Source organism: Borreliella garinii (assembly GCF_001922545.1).
GTDB classification, from domain to species: domain Bacteria; phylum Spirochaetota; class Spirochaetia; order Borreliales; family Borreliaceae; genus Borreliella; species Borreliella garinii.
The window spans coordinates 1-24,110 of the sequence record NZ_CP018744.1; the positions used below are offsets into that span (position 1 = coordinate 1).

Below are 24,110 nucleotides of genomic sequence, written 5' to 3' on the forward strand. Positions count from 1 at the left end.
GTTTTTATATACTATTAGATTATATGTATACATATAATCTAATAGTATATAAAAACTTCAAAAATCAATCAAATAAAAAGACACAAAAAGCCAAAAAACAAGAATCCCTTGCTAGAAACTCAAATAAATACTAGCTATAATAACTAAAATAGAAATAAAGAATTCAATAATAAATAGCGGTAAAACAAATTTAAACCACACACCATAACTTAATTTAGATATCCCTAATGCAGCCATTAGAACTCCGCTTGTAGGTGTTATTAAATTAATAAGTCCAGATGAAGTTTGCATAGCAATAACAACCGAAGACCTTGGCATTGACAAAAAATCAGCAAGTGGCGCCATTATTGACATAGTTAAACTAGCATGACCCGATGAAGATGGAACAATAAATCCTATAAATATTTGAATAATTTCATTCAAAATGACAAAAAAAGGTCTTGGAAGATTATATAAAAAATTAGTAGCGGCGTTTAATATCGTAGCTGTAATCAAACCATCATCACATACTATCATAACACCTCTAGCAAGCCCAATAACCAGAGCTGCTGTTATTAGACCTTCAGAACCTTTCACAAACGCATCCCACATCTCAGATTCACCCAATCTACAAATAAAAGCCGATATAATAGCAACTCCAAGATACAACATTGTCATTTCTTGCATCCACCAACCAAACTGAATAATACCAAACATCAAAACAAATATCATAAATCCAAATAAAAGTAAAACTAATTTATGAGCAAAAGTAAGTTCAAGAATATTTTCAGCATTATCTCCAGTAGAAATTCCATTTTTTTTAACAAAATATTCATAATGTTCATTTTTTTGAGAATACACAAGCGACTTTGAGGGATCCTTTTGAATTTTAGATGCATAAGCACAAACATAAATTATAGCAACTAATACTGATACAAAATAAAGAACAACTCTAAAATAAAATCCATCCTGCAAACTAATAGAAGCTATTGCCGATGCAATTCCTGTAGCAAATGGATTTACAGTAGAAGCCATAGTGCCCACTCCAGCTCCCAAAGCAATAATAGCGGCTCCAACAAGACTATCATAACCCAAAGCCACTATCAAAGGAATCATAACAAAATAAAAAGGAAGAGCCTCTTCACTCATTCCGGTTACAGTTCCACCAATTGAAAAAATAAACATTAGCAAAGAAATAAGTAATTTATCTCTATGGCCCAACTTCTTGATTAAACAATAAATTCCTGCATCTATTGCTCCTGTTTTCATAATAACCCCATAAGCGCCTCCAACAATTAAAACAAAAATAATAACTTCGGCTGCATGTTCCATCCCTTTTGACATTGCAGTTAAAATAGTAACAATAGGATGTAAAAATCCTCTGGGGCCTCTATCTACAAGCTGATAAGTTCCAGCAACGACTATCTCTTGTTTAGATCCATCACCTATTTGCTTAAATTCTTTATCAAACTTACCAGCAGGAATTATATATGTTAAGATGGTAACGAATATAATTAAAGAGAATATTATTGTAAAACTACTTGGAATTTTAATCATAACATTCACTCCTCCTAAATAATTTCATATAAATAAATTGCTGTTATCCTAAAGTCGCTACCATAATAGCTTTAATGGTATGTACTCTATTTTCAGCAACATCAAAAACAACTGAATTTTTACTTTCAAAAATTTCTTCTGTAACTTCGATTCCATTAATTCCATATTTATCAAAAATGTCTTTACCGATCACAGTATTTAAATCGTGAAAAGCAGGTAAACAATGCATAAATATTGCATCATCTTTTGCCATATCCATAATCTCTTTATTGACCTGATAAGGCCTTAGAAGATTTATTCTATCTTCCCAATTATTTTCGCCCATAGATACCCACACATCCGTATACACAACATCAGCGCATTTAACAGCTTCTTCTTTAGAATCTGCAATTGTAATTTTACCTCCACTATCTAGAGCTAAAGACTTAGCCTTAAGCATCAAATTAGAGTCTGGAAAAAGCTCTTTAGGAGCAAAAATTCTGAAATCGAGCCCCATAATAGCACAACCTTTCAATAAAGAATTGGCAACATTCCCCCTGCCATCACCACAAAATACTATTTTAATCCCCTTTAAACTTCCTTTATGCTCTTCTATTGTCATTAAATCGGCTAATATTTGGGTTGGGTGAGCAGTATCTGTCAATCCATTGTAAACAGGAACATTGGAATAATTCGCCAAACATTCAACAGTCTGTTGAGAAAACCCTCTAAACCCAATGGCATCATACATACGCCCTAAAACTCTAGCGGTATCTATCATGGACTCTTTTACGCCTATTTGATTGCCTTTAGAACCTAAATACGTAACATTTGCCCCTTGATCATACGCTGCAATCTCAAAAGCACACCGAGTTCTTGTTGAATCTTTCTCAAAGATTATAACTATATTTTTACCTTTAAGCTTCTGCACTTCAATTCCTGCATATTTTGATTTTTTTAAATCAATCGATAAATCAAGTAAATATCTAATATCTTTGCTTGTAAAATCTAAAAGATTTAAAAAGCTCCTATTTCGTAAATTATACATAATAACCCCTAACATTTACAATCGGTTTTTAAAACCTTTATTTAGCTTATTTAGCTCAAATATTAATATCCTCTCTTACTAAAGGCATAGACATACACCTTGGACCACCACGACCCCTTGAAAGCTCGCTAGACGGAATTCTATGAACTTTAATACCATTTTCCTCAAACAACTTATTAGTTACATGATTTCTAGAATAAGCAATTACTTCTCCCGGAGCTATAGCCAAAATATTAGCACCATCATTCCATTGTTCTCTTGCACCATGTATTAAGTCTCCACCTGCACATTTTATTATGTCAATCTTTCTGCCAAGATAAAAGCTTAAAACATCTCTAAGTCTAGCTTTTTCTTCTTTAACATGAATTTTACTGGAACTTGAATTACAAGTTAAAGCATAAATTGAGAAATACATATCATCACTCGTAAAACTTGTAAAAACATTATAATCAATTTGAGTAAAAACTGTATCTAAATGCATATAAGCCCTATTTTTTGGAATCTTAAAAGCCAAAATTGTGTTAAATGAAGTCTTATTTTCAAAAAGACTAATAGCTAATTTTTCTACAGACTCCGCTTCTGTTCTTTCCGAAATTCCAATAACTAAAATATCTTTGCTTAACACAAACTCATCTCCACCTTCCAAAGAAGTCTCTGCCCATCTATTAAACCAAATTGGAACATTTTCTTTATAAATGGGATGGTATTTAAAAATATACTCTGCAAATATTGTCTCTCTATGTCTAACCTTATTAGACATTTTATTTATTGTAATCCCATTACCAATGCTAGCAAAAGGATCCCTGGTAAATAAAACATTAGGCATAGGATCAATAATAAAAAGACTTGTACTATTAACTAAATCATCAAGAGAAGATACATAATTTTTAAGCTCTTTACTTACAACACCCGAAATCATTTTAGAGACCATATTATCAATAGTTAAACTAGAAAAATAATCTTTTAAAATATTAATTGTATTATCTGTTTTTATTCCTGCCTCCAGAATAAATTGAGATATAAATTTATCTTTGAGCTCTACAGAAGAAGCAAGAACCTCGCTAACAAGATCCTCAACATACTCAATTTCAACTGAATTATTTTTTAAAGTATTTGCAAAAACTTCATGCTCTTGTCTTGCGACTTTAAGGTAAGGAATGTCATCAAATAAAAATTTTTTCATAATAAAAGGTGTCAAATTTTCTAATTCTTCTCCTGGCCTATGAAGCAAAACTTTTTTCAAACGACCTATTTCAGAAAATATATTTATTGGATTTAAATATCCCTCCATCGATTCCCCCTTTATGAAAATTGCCATATATTAAAATATTATAGTTTATATTAAAAAATATCAATTATTTATTAAAGTTTTTAAAAAAATATTATAAATGTATAAAAAATTACCAAAAACAAAAAAAGAAGTTTTAAAATAGGCATTTAAATAAAAAACATTTACAAGAATTATGCTAAAATACTACCATGAAGAAGAAAATTAATAGATTAATATTAATGTTAACTATGCACATCTTACTATTCTCTTGTTCCTTGATTACAAATAATAAGCCAAAAAATCTAAGCACATCAGAAATCATATTAACACAAAAAACACCACTGGAAAGTTCTTTAATAAAGAATCCTTCTAGCACAGAATATCGAATACCAATATCTAGTATCCAAGAAATTTTAAACAATAGCGATAATTCCCTTTTAATAAAACAAACAGCAGTAAAAATCAAAATAAACCCACAAAAACTAGAAGAAATAAAAAACTATTTAAATGCTTATAAAAATTATTTAAATAATGAGGCAGAATGGATAAAGTTCATAGATCAAAGCAGCGTCAATGGCAATCTAATAATTAAAATTGATACTGCTTTTGAAAAAAAAATAAATTTTAATTATACAAATTCAGATACTAAAAATTTGACAGAATTAATAGAATTACAAATGCATCTAGAAAAAGAAATTTTAAACTTAATTGAGCAAACATTTCATGATAAAAATTTAGGATACATACAATTAAGCCATATTAATTCATTTTTTCCTCAAGAAAATATAAACTCAATCACAAAAGAAATAATAAATGGGGAAGAATATGTTGCGCCTCATATAATAGCTAATCAATTATTAAAAATAAAAGATAAAAAATATTTTGAACAATTTATGTACTTTTTAAAAATTGAAAACAGCACAATAAAAACAATAATTGAAAAACAAAAAATTGCAGATCTTCACAATGAACTATATTATTCAAAGCAACCATCTCAAAGTAGAAGCAGAAGGAGAAAAAGATCAACTGTTGACTCCGATAATAGCAATCAATATGGCCTAATACCAAAAATAATAGACCCAAATACAGGCATTGAAATAACCCCTAAAAATTTAAGATCTCTTTTATCAAATGGCGACATAATACTAATAAAACCCAAAATAGATTGGACAGAGTTTTTTTATTTTTGGCAACATGTAGGAATATTTGATGAAGAAAAATACGAAGCTACTAAAAAAATTGCATTCAATGGAAATGACAGTTTTGATATAAAATCAATAATTACAAGCAATCAAATTAAATTCGATACAGCATCCACTCAAGGATCAGGATATGAAAAACTTTCAACATATGTACAATCAAGAATATTAAAAATATTTTCGCCAATAACAGACACAAGAACAATTCAAAAAGCTATTAATTTTGGAAGAAGTAGATATATTGACAATAACTTTGGATATATGATTCCATTAATCTCCTCTAATTTATGGACAGATTCATTTAATCTTGAAGAAATTCATAATAAAACCTATTGTTCTTTAGTAGTTGATAGAATATATAAAATAGCAGGACTTAATGTATCAAGAAATTACGAAATTTCAGGAATAATTACTCCTGGAGAAATAAATGCAGCCGCTTACAATTTTTACATGTCTTATACAATTACAGGAATACTTCCAAGTGCACTTCCAAAAAGGCTCATTAAACCAAGCTTAAAAGAAAAATTCATTGGTTACAACAAAGAAATAGTAGATTCGGTGGAATTGAAAAAATCGAAAGAAAAAATTTTTGGAAGAGCTTGCAATATAACAAACCTCTGGTGCTCAGGAAGTTAATACTATTTATGGACAAATATTATGCATGCATTTTAATCGATAGTAATGAAAAAATTATTTTCAAATCTTGGGAAGAATGCAAAACTACTATTAAAGAAAAAAATAATAAAATAAAAAGTTTTAAAACAATAGAACAAGCTCAAAATTGGCTATTGAATAATGGGAATAAAATTATTCATCATCATCCAATTGGAATATATTTTGATTCTGGAACAGGAAGAGGAAAGGGTGTAGAAATTAGGGTTGTAAACGAAAAAAGAATTTCAATATTGGACAAAATCCTAGACAAATCCTTGATTAATGAATATGGAAATCATTATGTCAAAAATTTTCAAGGGATTAGCAATAATTTTGGAGAACTTCTTGCCCTATATGCAGCACTCAAAATAGCATTAAAAGAGAATATAATAAACATATTTGGTGACAGCAAATTAATAATTGACTATTGGTCAAAAGGAATCTATAATAGCAAAAAATTAAAACAAATTACTATTAATTTAATCAAAAAAACAGTTGAACTAAGGAAAAAATTTGAAGAACAAGGTGGAAAAATTTCTTTTATTCCAGGAAATGAAAATATTGCAGATCTTGGTTTTCACAAAACTAAGTAAAAATATTGCCAAAAAATACATAAAAACAATATTTCTGATTTCAATGGCTTATTTTTATTGTTGTGCAACAATAAAAATAAGCCCCAGCCTCGATTATGAAACTAATTTTAAAGTTTTAGAATCTCCCTTTAAATACATTGACATAGGGGCAATTAAAGCCACAAATGAATATATCTATATTCAAATTACAAACAATAGTTTAGATGTAGTAAAAATAAATTGGCAAAACACTAGCATTAATAACAATAAAATTGTCCTAAAAAAAGAAGATCTTACAATAGACAATGAAACAATCTATAAAAATAAATATAGAGAATTTTTTATTGGCCCTAAAACTTCATTTAAATTTAAAGCATATCCACTAAAAATTTCCTCTAAAAACAAAAATAGCCATGTTTTAAGTTCAGCTATTGAATATCCCTCTATCTTCAAACTCAACATAACAAAAATAGGGATGGAAACAAAAAAAACAATAAACATTTTAATAACAAGAACTATAAAAATCAATGCTAACAATAATACATAAACCCTTTATTATTTTTTTGTTTTTCTATTAATAATAAGCTCATAGTTTGTATCTTTATTGTTTTCAAATGATGCTTTTACAGGAGCAAAAAAATTCCAAGAAATATAAATTGTAAAATTATTTCTCCAAATAGGAGAATAAATACCATCAGATCCTTTTAGCAAATCTGGCTCTAAATTATATTCGCCAACAAATTTCCAATCATAAAAATTGAATTTAAAGCCTGATGAGAATTTTTTAATTTTAAAAAGTGAATTTTTTCTGTCTTGGGAATTAAAGAAATTGAAAGATTTTAACAAATCAGTAAAGATATTGACGGTCTCAAGACCAATTTGATCCATATATCCTTTGAAGTATCTAAAAGTCTTAGTATTGACAGAAAAGGTAGAAAAGTAAATTTCTAAAAATTCTGTATATTTAAATTTAAAAGTCAATGCAGACCAAAGTTCATTATCCGTAAATTTCTGCAAATTGATTTTCCAGCCAGCATCTATCCCTAAAGTAAAAGAAAGCTTCTTGTCAAACAAATTTAAAACATGGAACTCCTTCTTGTAACGAGAATCTAAAGAATATGGAACAAGTTTAGTTGTAATTCCGACCTTAGAAAAATCTCCTTTTAAAGGATCATAATTATATTCAAAGTCATCTTTCATCGCAAATAAAAACTGAAAATCAAAAACATTAAGCTTAAAAGAAAGTTCAGAAACTCTATTTATCAAAGGATCATAAGCAGCTAAAAAACTAAATTTAAAATAATTTAAATATCTTGGCTCAATTTTATAATACAAAGCAGGAGACATTTCTAAATTTTTATAAGGTGATGATGGTTTTTGAGGCTCTGAAGGATTCAATAAAGATTGAACAGTAGAAATTCCAGGGTTTTTAATAGCATTTTCTTTAAACTTTTTATAATATTTAATTCCAATTCCAGCTTCTTGTAACAAATAAGGAAAATCTAAAGAAAGTTTAAGCTCAGAAGAAGCTTTAATATCTTCAAAACTATTTTTTAATTCACCTGAAAGCTCGGCGTTAAAATAATTATAATCATAAATCAAAGAAGCTATTAAATATTGATAAAAAGTGTCCGGATCAGACAAAAAAATACTACTATTCTTAGCAACTAAAGATTTTAAATCAGTATCATATTTTTTATTAAATGAATACAAAGTAGACTTATTCTCAAATTTTAAAATACTTCTAGAGAATAAGGGATACCTAATAAAAGGAAGCAAGTTTAAATTTATTTGATTAATAATAGAATGCTCACTTTTTTTATCTTTATCTTCAACTTTAAAATCTTTATTTAAAGGATTATACTCAATAGTATTAAGATATAATAAATTTTCAAAAGTAATTAAACGATTATAAAAATCAGCATGAATTTTTATATCCGTTTTATTCTTTATATCAAATAAATAATTTTTTATTTCATAATTAAAGTCCTTTGGACTTGTGATGCCATAATTATTAAAAAAAACATTATTTCTTAAATAAGGATTAATACCAAATCTAATAAAAAAAGAATCAAATTGATCAATACTTTTTAAAATGATGGGTTCTGGAGGAATATATAAATCTTTATTTAAATCTTTTATTTTTTGAGTCTTTTTTTCCTTAACGATCTTTTTATTATTATCTTTATCTTCTAGATTTTTAATTTCTGGGCGCATTATCATTTCTTTAGTATCAGCTGAAAATGTCCATTGATTACTGTAAAGGTCTTTTTGGAAATTTAAATCGATATATGGGACATAAATTCTCTCCAAATAAAACCATTTTCTTGTGGGATCATTAATCTCTTTTGGTTTTTCTAAAGGAGATTTAACATAAAGATTCTCATAGCCCGATAATTTGAAACTTAATCCCAAATTATTTAATTTGTAATCTAAAATTGAATTATCATCAAACTTCCGGCTATAAAAAGAAGACAAATTCCAATCAAAAGTGCTAATACTGGTTTGCTCTTTAACCGAATCTTTATCTAAATTTAAAAGAGAAAAAAATGTAGAACTCTCTATCCTATCTCTAAAATCAATATTAACATATGGATCGGAATAGTGCTCTAAAAAAACTGAAAAAAGTGCATCTCTTAAAAGAAATTCTGTTTTAAATTTAAGTAAATATCTAAAAGGAACTTCAAATCCAAATATATCCCCCTTGTTAAGATTAGAAAAACTAAAAAGAGATTGTTTTAAAGCTCTATTATTAAAAGGATAATATCCTCCATCATAACTATAAACATTCCTAGTAAAACCTAATCCAAAATTTCCTTCCAAAGTTTTAAAATGCCCTAAGGTATTACTTAAATCAAAATCAATCCCGGAATAAAATCCCAGATTAGCATAAATGTCAAAAATCAACTTAACATAATCTTTACTAAGACTAGATGCTAAATTTTCTGCAAAAAAATAAGTTAAATATCCATTTCTTATATAAGGTTTTTTGCCTGAATTATAAACAGAATTGAAATCAAAATCCAAAAAAGAAGAATCTTCGCTTGAAGATTTATTGCCAAAAAGATAAATAGTATTAAAAAGGGAAAAACCTTTTCGTGGATTCAAGCTTAAAGATGGATTAAAAAATAAACTATCTCCTGGCCTAAAGAAAAAAGGAATATAGAATACTGGAACTCTTCCCATGTAAAATATAGCATGTAAAAACCCAAAATCCCCTGAAGGTAATACCCATATTTTAGAAGCTTTGATCGAATAGTAAGGCTCTGGAATTTTACTAGTTGTTGCAAAAGCTTGCTCCACAATAGTAACATCATTGTCTATCTTTTTTAAAGCCTTTCCTCCAAACGAAAGAATATGATCTATTTGATTTTTTTGCATTTTTTTTTGAAGAATGCCATCTTTTAATAGAAAATTTTGAGAATCAAAATCAACAAAAAATTCATTACCATAAAAATAAAGCTTTTCATTGGCATCCATATCAAGAATATATTCAACATTCCCAATAGAATAAAGTTTTTTAGAATTCTTATTAAGAACTATTCTATCGCCTTTAATATTGTGCTTTTTATTCTCTTTAGTATCCTCAACTAAAATATTAACTCTTCCTTCAAAAATAATACTTTCATCCTTAGTAAGTCCATAAGTGAAATTTTCAAGATTGTCTGTAGTTTCAATTATTATTTTATATCTACCAGATCCAGCAAGTCCTTTTCCTTTAACAAAAAGCTCAGGATCTATTCCAAATTTTTTTAAAAGCAATTCTCGTATTTTTAAAACATCCATTTCTTTTAGGCCTTCTTGCAAGGCCCATTTTTTCAAATCTTCATCAGTCGAAAGCTCAAGTTCTCTTAAATAAGATCTTTGGCTTAAAGTTAGCTTACTTCTTTTTTTGGAATTTTTGTCATTTGAAGTCTGAGCAAAAATTATATTAGAAAAAGTAAAAAAAAATAACAATATTATAAAAGATTTTTTAAAAACATTCCCGTATAGGAATTCTCGCATTTTGCAACCTCTTCAGGAACACCAGAAACAACGACATTCCCCCCTGCCAATCCACCATCGGGACCCAAATCTATTATATAATCTGCTTGTTTAATTACATCTAAATTATGCTCTATGAGTACAACTGTATTACCATTAGAAACTAACCGCTGCAAAACTTCTAACAACTTCTTTATGTCATCAAAATGCAATCCGGTTGTTGGTTCATCGACAATGTAAAAGGTTTTACCTGTGCTCTTCTTACTTAGCTCAAAAGCCAACTTAATACGTTGAGCTTCGCCTCCTGATAAAGTTGTTGCAGATTGTCCCAATTTGATGTATTCAAGCCCAACTTCAATTAAAAATTTCAAATAATGACTAACTTTGGGAACATTCTCGAAAAAATTTTTAGCTTCAAATACACTCATCTCTAAAACATCATGTATATTTTTTCCTTTATACCTAACCTCTAAAGTTTCTTCATTAAATTTTTTACCCTTGCACAAATCACAAGGAACAAAAACATCTGGTAAAAAATGCATTTGAATGTTGAGATACCCATCTCCCTGACATTTCTCACATCTTCCGCCTTTAACATTAAAAGAAAATCTACCGGCTTTAAAACCCCTTGACTTTGCGTCTGGAAGCTTAGCAAAAAGCTCTCTAATTTCTGTAAAAAATCCAACATAAGTTGCTGGGTTTGATCTTGAAGTTCTTCCTATTGGTTTTTGATTTATTTGAATAATTTTATCTATTTTTTCGTATCCAATAATGTCTTTAAACCCATCACAATACTTTTCATTAAGCTTTAATCTGCTATCAAGAGCTGGATATAACACTTCGTTGAGCAAAGTACTTTTTCCACTACCAGAAACACCTGTTATTACAGTAAAAACTCCCAAAGGGATACTTACATCTATATTTTTAAGATTGTTTTTATTGGAGCCTAAAAGCAAAATTTCTCCCTTATCTGCTTTTCTTCTAGAGCTTGGAACATCTATTTTAAACTTGCCACTCAAATATTGACCAGTTAAACTATTTTTGCTATTTAAAATATCAATTAAGGCTCCCTTTGCAACTATTTCTCCCCCAAGAATTCCAGCACCAGGACCCATATCAATAATATAGTCTGCAGTACGCAAAGTTTGCTCATCGTGCTCAACAACAATTACAGTATTGCCAAGATTTTTAAGATTAACAAGAGTAGAGATTAATTTTTCGTTATCTCTTTGATGAAGACCAATACTTGGCTCATCAAGAACATAAATAACGCCTGAAAGTGCTGATCCTATTTGAGTAGCAAGCCTAATACGCTGAGCCTCGCCCCCAGATAGACTGCCCGATATTCTATTTAAATACAAATAAGAAAGACCAACATCAATTAAAAATTTAAGCCTACTTTTAATTTCCTTTAAAATTTCTTTAGATATTTTTTCATCCACCGCATCAAGCTGTAAGTTTTCAAAAAACATATAAGAATTAAATACAGATAAATTGCTAAGATCTTGAATATCTCTCCCATTGATTTTCACAGCTAAAGCTCCAACGCATAACCGCTTACCCTTGCATGAATTACAGATTTTTTTAGACATCAAATTTTCGTAAAAAATTTTAGTACTCTCTGATTCTGTTGCAAGATATCGTCTTTTTAAAAGAGGTAAAAGCCCTTCAAACTTTTTGGAATAATGAAATCCTCCATCCATCTCCTTTGCTTCCATTTCTTTGGACTGGTAAATAAAATCTATTTTTTCATTTGAGCCGTATAGAATCTGTTTAAGAACTTTGTTTGGAATGTCTTTTACAGGAGTATTTAATTCAAAATTATAATGCTTAGCAAGTCCTTTAAAAATAGCCACAGACCAAGATGAGCTCGTTTTAAAAGTAATAAAAGCATCATCATTAAAAGAAAGACTTGTATCAGGACAAATACTCTCAAAATCAAACTCAAGTGTAACACCAAGACCAGAGCACTCACTGCAAGCACCAAATGGACTATTAAATGAAAAAAGCCTGGGCTCTATAAAAGGAAGCGAAAATCCACATAAAGGACAACTATTATGCTCTGTAAAAAGCTTATCTATTTTTTCTAAATCATTCTCAATCTCTACCCGTAAATATCCATTAGAAACAGCAAGAGAAGTTTCAATAGATTCTGCGAGTCTAACTCGAACATTATTACCAAGCTTGATTCTATCAACTATAATTTCAATGGTATGTTTTTTATTTTTATGTAAATTTAAATTAAGTGCATCTTCTATTAAATAATCTTCAGAATTTATTCTGACTCTATTGAACCCTTGATTTAATATTTTTTCTAAAACCTTTTTGTGAGAACCTTTAGAACCTCTTACAATTGGCGCAAAAAGTATAACTTTAGATCCTTCGGCATAACTTAAAATAGTATTAACTATTTTATCTAAAGATTGCTCTTCTATTAATCTACCATCATTTGGACAGTATGCTTTACCTATCTTAGCAAAGATTAGCCTATAATAATCATAAATCTCGGTAATTGTTCCAACAGTAGAGCGAGGATTATTACTTATTGTTCTCTGTTCAATAGCTATAGAAGGAGAAAGCCCATCTATATAATCAACATTGGGTTTTTTCATTATACCCAAAAATTGCCTTGCATAAGCTGAAACGGACTCCATATACCTTCTTTGCCCTTCTGCAAAAATAGTATCAAAAGCTAGAGAAGATTTACCAGAGCCGCTCTTGCCAGATATTACAACTAAACCATCTTTTGGAATATCTATATCAATATTTTTCAAATTATGTTCTTTTGCTCCCCTGACGATAATTTTTTTTTCCAAATTTTTTATCAAAGATTACACCTCTCTTTTATTTATTACGAGCCACACCAATTTTGCTACTAAGCTCTTTTATTTTATCTCTTAAAACAATTGCATCTTCAAACCTTTCATCATTAACAGCTTCTTCTAGTTCAAATTTAAGCTTATTAATAAGCTTTTTTTTAGACAATCTCTCGCCTGAAATAATTTTTTCAAGGTCATAGTTAATATTTTTATTTTTATTATTAAGTTCTTTTTCTAAAATATTTTGAATTTTCTTAACAATTGTCTTAGGAGTAATATTATTTTTTTTATTATAATCAATCTGAATTTGGCGTCTTCTATTAGTTTCCTCAATTGCCTCCTGCATAGCTACACTTATTCTGTCGTAATACATTATTACAAGTCCATTAGCATTTCTAGCAGCCCTACCAATTGTTTGTATTAATGAAGTAGTAGATCTTAAAAACCCCACTTTATCAGCATCTAATATTGCAACAAGAGATACTTCTGGAATATCTAAGCCCTCTCTAAGTAAGTTAATGCCAACAATAACATCAATTTCAGATTTTCTAAGCAACGAAATAACCTCTACTCTTTCAAGAGTGTCAAGCTCTGAATGTAAATATTTTGCCCTTACACCAAGACTTACCAAATATTCAGTCAAATCTTCAGACATTTTCTTTGTCAAAGTAGTAATTAAAACCCGTTCTTTAAGAGCTACTCTTTTTTGAATCTCGCTATAAAGATCTTCCATTTGACCATCAGAATGCCTGGTAATAATCTCTGGATCAACAAGACCTGTGGGACGAATTATTTGATCAACAACCACGCTACTCTTCAAATTCTCTTCAAGACCTGGAGTTGCAGATACAAACACAACCTGATTAATTAATGCGTCAAATTCATCATATTTAAGAGGCCTGTTTTCAAGCGCTGCAGGAAGTCTGAATCCAAAGTTAACAAGATTTAATTTTCTAGAATAATCTCCATTATACATCCCCCTAAATTGCGGCAATGTAACATGAGATTCGTCTACAAACAATAAGTAATCTTTCGGAAAAAAATCAAAAAGACAATAAGGTCTTCCCATTTCACTTCCACTCAAATATTTAGAATAATTTTCAATGCCCGAACAAAATCCTGTCTCTCTAAGCATTTCCAAATCATACTCTACCCTCTGCTTAAGCCTCTCAGCTTCTACAAGCTTGCCATTATCTTTAAAATATTGACATTGAAGATTTAAATCATAAGATATTTTAGGTATCGCTTCTAATACGTTTTTATAAGGAATTACAAAATAAGATTTAGCAAAAAGAGTAAAACTATTTGTGGTTCCTAAATTTTTTTTAGAAAATGAACTAATCCTATATATTTCAACAATTTCATCAAAATCTAAACAAATTCGATAAGCAAACTCTCCGTGCTCACTGCTAGGCCAAATTTCAATAATATTTCCTTTGATTGAAAATTTATCTCTCTCTAGATTCATTAAAGTTCTCTCATAATAAAGTTCTACAAAAATATCTGATATTTCTTTAATAGAAATTTTTTGACCTACAAAAAATTCTCGTGCTGATTTTTTGAAAAAATCTGGAGATCCAAGAGCATAAATTGAAGATACAGTGGCAACAACAATGACATCTCGCCTTTTGACAAGAGACGTTACAGTCCTTATTCGCTTGATTTCTATCTCAGTATTAATAGTAGCTTCTTTTTCAATAAATAAATCTTTTGAAGGCACATAGGATTCTGGCTGATAATAATCATAATAAGAAACAAAATATTCAACAGCATTGTTTGGGAAAAAATCTTTAAATTCTCTATAAAGTTGCGCTGCCAATGTTTTATTATGACTGACAACCAAAGCGGGCCTGTTTAGATCTTTAATTATATTTGCAATTGTAAAAGTCTTTCCACTTCCTGTAACACCTTTTAATGTTTGATACTTATTCCCAAGCAAAATAGAATTTTCAATCTCTTTTATTGCTTTAGGTTGATCACCAGCAGGAAGATATTCTGAATTCAAAAAAAAATCCATCATTAATTTAACGACCAAAATTTAATATACATTCTTATAAATTATCTAATAATAAATACTATATCAAGTATATAATTCATTATAAATCAATATAATTTAATTAATCTTTGTTTAAGTAAAATAAAATAAAATAAAATAAAAGGAATAGTTAATGCAACAAGTCACAGCCAAAAGAAAACTAAAAAATTACATTCTTCTTGAAGAAGATACATATTTTAAAGAAGAAGCAATAAAAATTCAAAAAACAAATAATGAGACAGAAATTCTAAACAGATTTTATAAAGATCTAGAATTTGGCACTGCTGGAATGAGAGGGATCATTGGGGCTGGAACATGCTACATAAACACTTATAATGTAAAAAAAATAAGCCAAGGAATATGCAACTATGTACTTAAAATAAATAAAAACCCCAAAGTTGCAATAAGTTATGATTCAAGACATTTTTCAAAAGAATTTGCTTACAATACTGCTCAAATTTTTGCCTCAAATAATTTTGAAACATATATATATAAAAGCTTAAGACCCACTCCCCAGCTATCTTATACAATAAGAAAATTTGATTGTGATGTTGGTGTTATGATAACAGCAAGTCATAATTCAAAAGAATACAATGGCTATAAAGCATACTGGAAAGGTGGAATACAAATAATGCCACCTCATGACACACTAATAACCAATGAAATTAAAAAAGTAAAAAACATAATAAATAAAATTACCATAAAAGAAGGTATTGAAAAAAAGATTATCAAGGAACTAAATAATGAGATAGATAAAGAGTACGTACAAACAATAAACAAAGAATTCCCTGATTTTGAGAAGAATAGCAAAAAAACAAACTTAAAAGTAGCCTACACAGCACTACATGGTACTGGTGGAACCATAATAAAAAAACTCTTTACAAATAGCAAAATACAGCTTTTTTTAGAAAAAAGCGAAATAGTGCCAAACCCGGAATTTCCAACAATAACCTATCCTAATCCAGAAAAAAAAACATCAATGCTTAAAGTAATAGAGCTTGCGAAAAAAGAAGATTGTGACATTGCCCTTGCAACAGATCCAGATGCTGACAGGATAGGAGTTGCATTTAAAGATCAAAACGAATGGATATTTTTAAACGGAAATCAAATATCATGCATTTTAATGAACTATATACTCTCAAAAGAAATAAATCCTAAAAATACATTTGTAATATCATCGTTTGTAACAACACAAATGTTAGAAAAAATTGCAAAAAAATATGGTTCTCAAATTTTTAGAACTTACACAGGATTTAAATGGATAGGAAGCTTAATTGATGAAATGGAAAAAAATGAACCGAATAAAAAATTTGCTTTTGCATGCGAAGAGAGTCATGGATATCTAATAGGAAAAAAAGTTAGAGATAAGGACGCATTTTCAGCCATAAAAGGGATTTGTTCTTTAGCACTTGATTTAAAAGCTAAGCAACAAACAATTAAGAATTATCTTGAAAAGATATACAAAGAATTTGGGTATTATGAAGAACTTAATATAGAAAAAAACTTTGAGGGGGCTAATGGAGAAATTCAAAGAGAAGCACTAATGTCAAAGCTAAGAAAAGAACAAAAAATGCAATTCGCAGGAATCAAAATAATTGAAAAATTAGACTATAAAACTCTTAAAAAGATTAACTTCAAAAAAGAAATTTCAGAAATAAAAGAATATAAATATCCCATAAACGCAATAAAATTTATACTTGAAAACGAAATTGTAATAACCGTAAGACCCTCTGGAACAGAGCCAAAAATTAAATTTTACATATCTGTAAAGCTTGAGTATAAGGAAAAACATAAAATATTTGGTATAATAAATGCAATAAAGATGGAGATAAAAAAATATTAACATAACAGAAAATTTAATAAATTTGGTAGAAATAGATTCAAAAGAAATTGCAAGAAAAAATAAAAATAAAGAAGTTTCAATTTGGCACCTATTAATGTCTATAATTACCACTCCTAAAAAATCTGAAATAAAATTTATAGATACAAAAACTCTAAAAAGCATTAAACAGGAAGCTATATGCGAAATAGATAAATTAGAGAAAATTTTAATAGAAAAAAATGAGATAATTATTCCAAAAATCAATAAAGAAATCTTTACTCTCATAAAAGAAGCTAAAAAGGAATTTAAATCTAAACCCTTAATAGGATCAAAAGAAATTTTTTATCAAATATTGAAAAATAAAAAACTTCTAAAAAAGTACAAACTAAGTAAATCTAGCTTCGACTTTAAAGATCAAAATATATTAGAATACATGGAAAAAAATAAAATAAGATTAATTGAAACCTACAAAGAATTTGATGAAGAAATACGACTTGAAAATGAACAATTTGAAATTGGAAAGTATGTCAAAAATTTAACAGCACTTGCAAAAAATAAAAAATTAGATCCTTTGATTGGAAGAGAAGTAGAGATTAAAGCTCTTACCAATATACTCTTGAGAAGAAATAAAAATAGCGCAATACTAATAGGTGAGCCTGGCGTAGGAAAAACAGCAATAGTTGAAGGACTTGCATCAAGCATAGTACAAAAAAAAATAAGTAGCAAACTACAAGACAAAACAATTTTAATGCTTAAAGTTTCAAACTTGGTATCGGGAACAAAATATAGAGGTGAGTTTGAAGACCGTTTAAATAATATAATTAAGTATATTGAAAAAAATAAAAACACAATAATATTTATTGATGAAATACACACTTTAATAGGAGCTGGAAACTCCGAAGGAGCTCTTGATGCATCAAATATATTAAAGCCATCACTTTCTAGGGCTGAAATACAAATTATTGGAGCAACTACTTATAATGAATACCGAAAATATATTTCAAAAGACAAAGCATTCGCCAGAAGATTTCAAACAATTACTGTAAGAGAGCCTGATGAAAAAGATACGCTAAAAATAATCAAAAATATTGCAAAAAATTTCGAAGACTATCATGGAGTGATCTATGAAAAAAGCGCGCTTATAAATATAGTAAAACTTTCATCCAAATATCTAATAAATAAAAGATTTCCAGATAAAGCAATAGATCTAATAGACATTGCCGGCGCAATTAAAAAGGAAGAACCTACAAAAGACAATATCGTAACATCGGATGATATACAAAAAGCAATAAGTGAAATATTATCTATTAAAACAACAAATAACATAAAAGAAGAAATTTTAGAATTAAAAGAAGTAGAGAGCAAAATCAATCAAAAAGTAATAGGACAAAAACATGCAGTAAGCGAGCTTATCAAAGAAATTATTAAAGTCAAACTTGGACTAAATGACGATTCTAAGCCCTTAACTTCAATATTGCTAATAGGGTCAAATGGATGTGGAAAAACCACTTTAACTGATGAACTATCTAAAAAATTTATTAAGGATCAAAATTCAGTATTAAAACTAGATATGTCAGATTATAGAGAAGAAAATTCTATTTCAAAATTAATCGGCACAAATCCAGGATATGTGGGCTACTCTGATGGAGGCATTCTGACAAACAAATTAAAACATTCATTTGAAACTTTAATATTGCTTGAAAACATTGAAAATGCCCACGACTCCATATTAAACTTAATAAGTCAAATGCTTGAAAATGGAGAACTTATTGATAGCAAAGAAGATAAAATACTATTTAAAAATACAATTATAATAATGACTACAAATATTGGATCTAAAATGCTTCTTGGAGAGAAGAATATTGGATTCAATAAAAATCAACAAAAAAGCACAGAAACAAAAAATATTAAAGAAGAAATAAAACAAGATCTTGAAAAAAGATTTAAGTTATCTCTTTTAGACAGAATTCAAAAAAAAATCATCCTAAATGTCCTTACAAAGGACAATGTAGAAGAAATTTGTAAAAACTACTTAAATGCACTTAAAACAAAATTTTACTCTAAAGGAATTGAAATAGAAATAAAAAAAGATATTGACAAATTCATAACTACAAAATACTATAAAAAAAATTCAGGAGCAAGAAGCGTAATTGCTGCAATAAAGGAAAAAATAGAAGAAGATATTATCACCAAAATAGCTGATAATCAAAACATAAATAAAATAACAATTTATTTAGAAGAAGAAAAAATAATAATAGAATAAAGGAGAATTATAATATGTTTAAAAAAGTAGAAAACAAGGCAAATTTTCCTAAAATAGAAGAAAAAATATTAAAATTTTGGACTGACAACAAGATCTTTGAAAAATCAATGAAGCAAAGAGAAGGATGTGAAGAATTTACATTTTATGACGGACCACCTTTTGCAACAGGACTTCCTCATTTTGGACATTTTGTTCCAAACACAATAAAAGACATAATTCCAAGATATCAAACAATGAAAGGTAAATATGTTAAAAGAAATTTTGGGTGGGATACTCACGGACTACCTGTTGAATACGAAGTAGAAAAAAAATTGGGAATTTCTGGCAAATACGAAATAGAAAATTATGGCATTGAAAATTTTAACAAAGAATGCAAAAAAATAGTACTTAGATATACAGAAGAATGGAAAAATATAATCTTGAGGCTTGGAAGATGGGTAGATTTTGAAAAAGGCTACAAAACTATGGATATAAGCTTCATGGAATCTGTGTGGTGGGTATTTAAAAATCTTTATAACAAAGGGTTAATCTACGAAAGTTATTATGTACTCCCCTATTCTCCAAAGCTTGCAACTCCACTTTCAAACTTCGAAGTGAATCTTGGAGAATATAAAGAAGTAAATGACCCTTCATTAACAATAAAATTTAAAATAAAAGATAAAAACGAATACCTACTAGCATGGACAACCACCCCTTGGACATTGCCCTCAAACCTTGGAATTGCGGTAGGAAAAGAAATAGAGTATTCTAAAATTTTTGACAAAAAAAAAGAAGAGGTTTTAATACTTGGATCAAAAAAGATTAATAGCTATTTTGATGATGAAAATGCATATACTATTATAGAAAAATTCAAAGGAAGCCAGCTTCAAGGCATAGAATATGAACCTATTTTTAACTACTTTTTAGAACAAAAAGATAAAGGAGCTTTCAAAGTCCACACAGCCGATTATGTTACAACTGACGATGGAACAGGAATTGTTCATATTGCGCCTTTTGGAGAAGAAGACTACAGAGTACTTAAAAAACACACAAATGTAGATATAATAGATCCCTTAGATGCTGAATGTAAATTTACAAATAGGGTAAAAGATTTTAAAGGACTTTTTGTAAAAGATGCTGACAAAAAAATAATAGAAAACCTAAAATTACGCAATTTTTTATTCAAAAGAGAAAACTATCTTCACAGGTATCCATTTTGTTACAGAACAAACTACCCAATTATTTATAGACCAATAAGCTCGTGGTTTGTAAATGTAGAAAAAATAAAAACCAAACTCTTAGAAGTCAATGAAAAAATTAATTGGATGCCAGCTCATTTAAAAAAAGGAAGATTTGGAAAATGGCTAGAAAATGCAAAGGATTGGGCAATAAGCAGAAACAGATTTTGGGGAAATCCAATTCCAATTTGGATATGCTCAAAAACAGGAAAAAAAATTTGCGTTGGATCAAAAAAAGAGCTTGAAGAGCTATCTGGTCAAAAAATCGAAGACTTACATAAAGATAAAATAGATAAAATAACCTGGCCAAGCAAAGACGGTGGCACATTTATCAGGACAAGCGAAGTTCTAGATTGCTGGTTTGAATCTGGAGCAATGCCTTACGCAAGTAATCATTATCCATTTGCAAATGCAAGTAATTTTAAAAACACATTTCCTGCTGACTTTATTGCAGAAGGCCTAGATCAAACAAGAGGATGGTTTTATACTCTTACAATCCTAGGAACTTCTCTTTTTGAAAACACAGCATTCAAAAACGTCATTGTAAATGGACTTGTGCTTTCAAGCGATGGAAGAAAAATGTCAAAATCCTTTAAAAATTATACAGATCCGATGGAAGTAATAAACACCTTCGGCGCCGATGCCTTAAGGCTTTATTTAATAATGAGCCCTGTAGTCAAGGCTGATGATTTAAAATATAGCGACAATGGAGTAAGAGATGTTCTTAAAAACATAATAATACCCATTTGGAACGCTTATTCCTTTTTTACAACTTATGCAATAATTGATAAATTTAAACCTGCAAAAAATCTCAGTTTAGTCAAAAGCAATAATCTTGACAAATGGATCATAAGCGAACTTGAAAGCCTAAAAAAAATACTAAATAAAGAAATAGACAAATATAATTTAACAAAATCAATAGAATCTTTACTTGAATTTATAGATAAATTAAATAATTGGTATATAAGAAGATCTAGAAGAAGATTTTGGAAATCAGAAAACGATAAAGATAAAAATGATGCCTACGAAACATTATATTATGCAATCAAAACTTTAATGATTTTGCTTGCGCCCTTTATTCCATTTATAACAGAAGAGATTTATCAAAATTTAAAAACCGATAAAGACAAGCAATCAATACACCTTAACGATTATCCAAAAGCAAATGAAAATTTCATCGACAAAACAATTGAAGAGAAAATAAATCTCGCAAGAAAAATAACTTCAATGGCAAGATCACTCAGATCATTACACAATATAAAAATACGCATGCCTATTAGCACAATATATGTTGTCACAAAAAATCAAAATGAACAAAATATGCTAATAGAGATGCAAGAAATAATATTAGATGAAATAAATGCAAAAGAAATGAAAATAAAATCTAACGAAGAGGAGCTTATAAATTACAAAGCAAAAGCAAACTTTAAAGAACTTGGTAAAAAGCTTGGAAAAGATATGAAAACGGTATCTATTGAAATTAGCAAGCTAAAAAATGAAGACATAATAAAAATAATAAATGGAATATCTCATGAAATAAAAGTAGATAATACAAAGTATTACTTATCATTAAATGATATAATATTAGAAAGAGAAGAAAAAGATAACTTAAAAGTAATCAATGAAGAATCTATTACAATAGGAATAGATTCACTAATAACACAAGAATTATACTTAGAAGGACTTACAAGAGAATTTGTAAGACAGGTACAAAATTTAAGAAAAGAAAAAAATTTTGATGTTAGCGATAGAATAAATTTATACATAGAAAATAATGCAACATTGGAAGAAATACTAAATAAATTTGAAAAATATATTAAAACTGAAACATTGGCTTTAAATATCATATTAAACAAAAGTAAACTAGAAAAAAAAATAAACCTAGACGATGACATATTTACAATAATAGGAATTGAAAAATGTTAAAAACATTAACAAAAATAATTGCCATTTCATGCCTCATGGTAGGATGCACCAGTCTGTCTTACAGTCCTCCAAAACAAAACCTAAATTACTTAATGGAACTTTTGCCCGATGCGAATTTATATGCCCATGTAAATTTAATTAAAAACAGATCTATTTACAACTCTTTAAGTCCTAAATATAAATCCATTCTAGGACTTATAAGCGATTTATACTTTAGCTATAAAAAAGAAAATAACGACTTTGCTCTACTAATAATGGGTAACTTCCCAAAAGATATTTTCTGGGGAATTCATAAAAATAGAAATACAGAATCAATAGGGAATATATTTACAAGTCCAAAATGGAAACTTAAAAATTTAAACGTATATATTACCCCAAACAGAGCTAGAACCAGTATTACAATAAATCAAAAAGATAAAACCTTGAAAGAAAACAATATACTAACAACAAAATACATTAAGGAAGTAGAAAAAAATGAAATGTTTTTTTGGATTCAAGATTCAACATTACTGCTCCCCAACCAAATAGCAAGCAAAAACTTAATCCCTTTTAGCAGTGGAACTCTGTCTATAAACAGCCTAAATCAAAACGAATATATTTTTAAATCTTTGCTCAAAACAAATAACCCATCAATACTAAAAATATTGTCAAAAAAGTTAATTCCAACTATCTTGACAAGCACTACTAATCTCACAATATCAAGCCACATAAAGGCTACAACAAAAGACCAAAACACAGTAGAAATAGAATTTAATATTCAAAAATCTAGCGTTGAAAACTTTATAGCAAAACTAGCTTCAAATATTCAAACCTAACCCCTAATAAAAAGAGTCATTATTTTGCTTTTTGCAAGTAAAATAATGATACAAAGCTCCAATTTTACCAGATTCATTATTAAATTTAGTAGGCTCAAGTGTTACAAGATTTTTTATATTATTATTATTAATAAAAGCCATTTCTAAAGACCATAAATTTTCCAATTTTTCATATATTCTATCTATTAAATCAGGCCTTGCGCTTATTCCTCCTCCAATCAAAATTTTTTCAGGATTTAAAATAAAAGTTAAATTAAAAATACCAAATGATAAATTCTCAAAAAATCTGTCAACTTCATTTTTGGCATGAATATTTCCATTCTCAGCAAGATTAAAAACATACTCTCCTGAAACCTCTTTTAAAGGCTTCTCTAAGCGCATAGCAACTCTTTTCCTTAGAGCTGAAACAGAAGAAATGGCTTCCCATCTACAATTAAAAGGAATATTATTGCTAATGCCTCTAGTAATCATAAATCCAACCTCTCCGGACATAAAAGAATTTCCTCTTAAAAGTTTGCCATTTGTAAAAATTCCAGCACCAATTCCTGTGCCAAGGGTTATAGCAATAAAATCATTAGAATCAATAGCATTACCTTTAAATTTTTCTGCTAAGGCTACACAATTAGCATCATTTTCAATCTCTATACTTACCCAGTTAAAAATTCTAACTTTTCTTTTAAAGGATAATTAACAAAGCCAGAAATAGCATTTACTCTAATGACATTCCCCTTAAGATCAACAAATCCAGGAATACAAATTGCAACCCCCGATATATCATTTGATTTTTTGTAAGAATCAATAAGATTAACTAAAATATTTAATTGTTCATCAGAAGTAGCACCTGTGCTTATTTCATTTTTATCAAAAAAAACACCACTTGAATCTGCAAGCGAATATTTAGTGCTAGTTCCACCAATATCAATTGCCAAATAACGTTTCATATTTATCCTCAAAGCTTAATTGTACATAAA

Annotated in this window: 13 protein-coding genes and 1 pseudogene; 7 read left to right on the forward strand and 7 right to left on the reverse strand. The window is 28.6% G+C overall.

Annotated features, from left to right (window positions below; translation table 11 throughout):
• Positions 1-111 precede the first annotated feature (111 nt).
• From BLA33_RS00005 to arcA, 3 genes are read right to left on the reverse strand one after another with little or no spacing between them, the layout of a single operon-like run.
• A complete protein-coding gene (locus tag BLA33_RS00005; RefSeq protein ID WP_075226274.1) occupies positions 112-1,536 on the reverse strand; it encodes a YfcC family protein in 1,425 nt (474 codons plus the stop codon).
• A 43-nt stretch (positions 1,537-1,579) separates the two neighbouring features.
• Complete coding sequence (argF, locus tag BLA33_RS00010) at positions 1,580-2,563, reverse strand: ornithine carbamoyltransferase (protein WP_029346629.1); 984 nt, start codon at positions 2,561-2,563, stop codon at positions 1,580-1,582.
• Positions 2,564-2,618: 55 nt separating this feature from the next.
• Positions 2,619-3,854 (reverse strand): arginine deiminase, encoded by a 1,236-nt coding sequence (arcA, locus tag BLA33_RS00015; RefSeq protein WP_029346630.1) that lies wholly within the window; start codon positions 3,852-3,854, stop codon positions 2,619-2,621.
• A 188-nt stretch (positions 3,855-4,042) separates the two neighbouring features.
• On the opposite strand from arcA, the gene BLA33_RS00020 reads away from it, so the two are divergent.
• From BLA33_RS00020 to BLA33_RS00030, 3 genes are read left to right on the forward strand one after another with little or no spacing between them, the layout of a single operon-like run.
• Positions 4,043-5,668 (forward strand): hypothetical protein, encoded by a 1,626-nt coding sequence (locus BLA33_RS00020; RefSeq protein WP_032989175.1) that lies wholly within the window; start codon positions 4,043-4,045, stop codon positions 5,666-5,668.
• An 8-nt stretch (positions 5,669-5,676) separates the two neighbouring features.
• The gene (locus BLA33_RS00025; protein ID WP_029346632.1) at positions 5,677-6,279 is read left to right on the forward strand and encodes a ribonuclease H family protein; all 603 of its coding nucleotides are present in this window, start codon (positions 5,677-5,679) and stop codon (positions 6,277-6,279) included.
• A complete protein-coding gene (locus tag BLA33_RS00030; RefSeq protein ID WP_075226572.1) occupies positions 6,248-6,805 on the forward strand; it encodes a hypothetical protein in 558 nt (185 codons plus the stop codon). The genes BLA33_RS00025 and BLA33_RS00030 overlap by 32 nt, the downstream gene beginning before the upstream one ends.
• An 8-nt stretch (positions 6,806-6,813) precedes the next feature.
• On the opposite strand, the gene BLA33_RS00035 is transcribed toward BLA33_RS00030, so the two are convergent.
• Genes BLA33_RS00035 through uvrB form a run of 3 tightly spaced genes read right to left on the reverse strand, consistent with a single transcriptional unit; the run spans position 6,814 to position 15,081 of the window.
• Positions 6,814-10,263 (reverse strand): LPS-assembly protein LptD, encoded by a 3,450-nt coding sequence (locus BLA33_RS00035; protein WP_075226275.1) that lies wholly within the window; start codon positions 10,261-10,263, stop codon positions 6,814-6,816.
• Complete coding sequence (gene uvrA / locus BLA33_RS00040; RefSeq protein WP_075226276.1) at positions 10,218-13,070, reverse strand: excinuclease ABC subunit UvrA; 2,853 nt, start codon at positions 13,068-13,070, stop codon at positions 10,218-10,220. The genes BLA33_RS00035 and uvrA overlap by 46 nt, the downstream gene beginning before the upstream one ends.
• A gap of 16 nt (positions 13,071-13,086) precedes the next feature.
• Positions 13,087-15,081, reverse strand: coding sequence for an excinuclease ABC subunit UvrB (gene uvrB / locus BLA33_RS00045; RefSeq protein WP_029346633.1), 1,995 nt, complete (start codon positions 15,079-15,081; stop codon positions 13,087-13,089).
• A gap of 148 nt (positions 15,082-15,229) precedes the next feature.
• On the opposite strand from uvrB, the gene BLA33_RS00050 reads away from it, so the two are divergent.
• From BLA33_RS00050 to BLA33_RS00065, 4 genes are read left to right on the forward strand one after another with little or no spacing between them, the layout of a single operon-like run.
• Positions 15,230-16,939, forward strand: coding sequence for a phospho-sugar mutase (locus tag BLA33_RS00050; protein ID WP_075226277.1), 1,710 nt, complete (start codon positions 15,230-15,232; stop codon positions 16,937-16,939).
• Positions 16,940-16,961: 22 nt separating this feature from the next.
• On the forward strand, positions 16,962-19,181 hold the full coding sequence (locus tag BLA33_RS00055; protein ID WP_075226278.1) for an AAA family ATPase: 2,220 nt from the start codon (positions 16,962-16,964) through the stop codon (positions 19,179-19,181).
• A gap of 14 nt (positions 19,182-19,195) precedes the next feature.
• The gene (gene ileS, locus BLA33_RS00060) at positions 19,196-22,324 is read left to right on the forward strand and encodes an isoleucine--tRNA ligase (RefSeq protein WP_075226279.1); all 3,129 of its coding nucleotides are present in this window, start codon (positions 19,196-19,198) and stop codon (positions 22,322-22,324) included.
• Entirely contained in the window at positions 22,318-23,139 is an 822-nt protein-coding gene (locus BLA33_RS00065; RefSeq protein WP_075226280.1) for a hypothetical protein, read from the forward strand. The genes ileS and BLA33_RS00065 overlap by 7 nt, the downstream gene beginning before the upstream one ends.
• Positions 23,140-23,142: 3 nt before the next feature.
• Here the strand turns inward: BLA33_RS00065 and BLA33_RS00070 are convergent.
• Positions 23,143-24,080 (reverse strand): annotated as a pseudogene (locus BLA33_RS00070) (ROK family protein).
• Between the last annotated feature and the right edge of the window lie 30 nt (positions 24,081-24,110).

Bases quoted from the DNA above. Each gene is read 5' to 3' on its own strand.
- BLA33_RS00050 (WP_075226277.1), top strand. From the start codon at position 15,230: ATGCAACAAGTCACAGCCAAAAGAAAACTAAAAAATTACATTCTTCTT.
- argF (WP_029346629.1), bottom strand. From the start codon at position 2,563: ATGTATAATTTACGAAATAGGAGCTTTTTAAATCTTTTAGATTTTACA.
- BLA33_RS00005 (WP_075226274.1), bottom strand. From the start codon at position 1,536: ATGATTAAAATTCCAAGTAGTTTTACAATAATATTCTCTTTAATTATA.
- BLA33_RS00065 (WP_075226280.1), top strand. From the start codon at position 22,318: ATGTTAAAAACATTAACAAAAATAATTGCCATTTCATGCCTCATGGTA.
- BLA33_RS00025 (WP_029346632.1), top strand. From the start codon at position 5,677: ATGGACAAATATTATGCATGCATTTTAATCGATAGTAATGAAAAAATT.
- BLA33_RS00020 (WP_032989175.1), top strand. From the start codon at position 4,043: ATGAAGAAGAAAATTAATAGATTAATATTAATGTTAACTATGCACATC.
- BLA33_RS00035 (WP_075226275.1), bottom strand. From the start codon at position 10,263: ATGCGAGAATTCCTATACGGGAATGTTTTTAAAAAATCTTTTATAATA.
- arcA (WP_029346630.1), bottom strand. From the start codon at position 3,854: ATGGAGGGATATTTAAATCCAATAAATATATTTTCTGAAATAGGTCGT.
- ileS (WP_075226279.1), top strand. From the start codon at position 19,196: ATGTTTAAAAAAGTAGAAAACAAGGCAAATTTTCCTAAAATAGAAGAA.
- uvrB (WP_029346633.1), bottom strand. From the start codon at position 15,081: ATGATGGATTTTTTTTTGAATTCAGAATATCTTCCTGCTGGTGATCAA.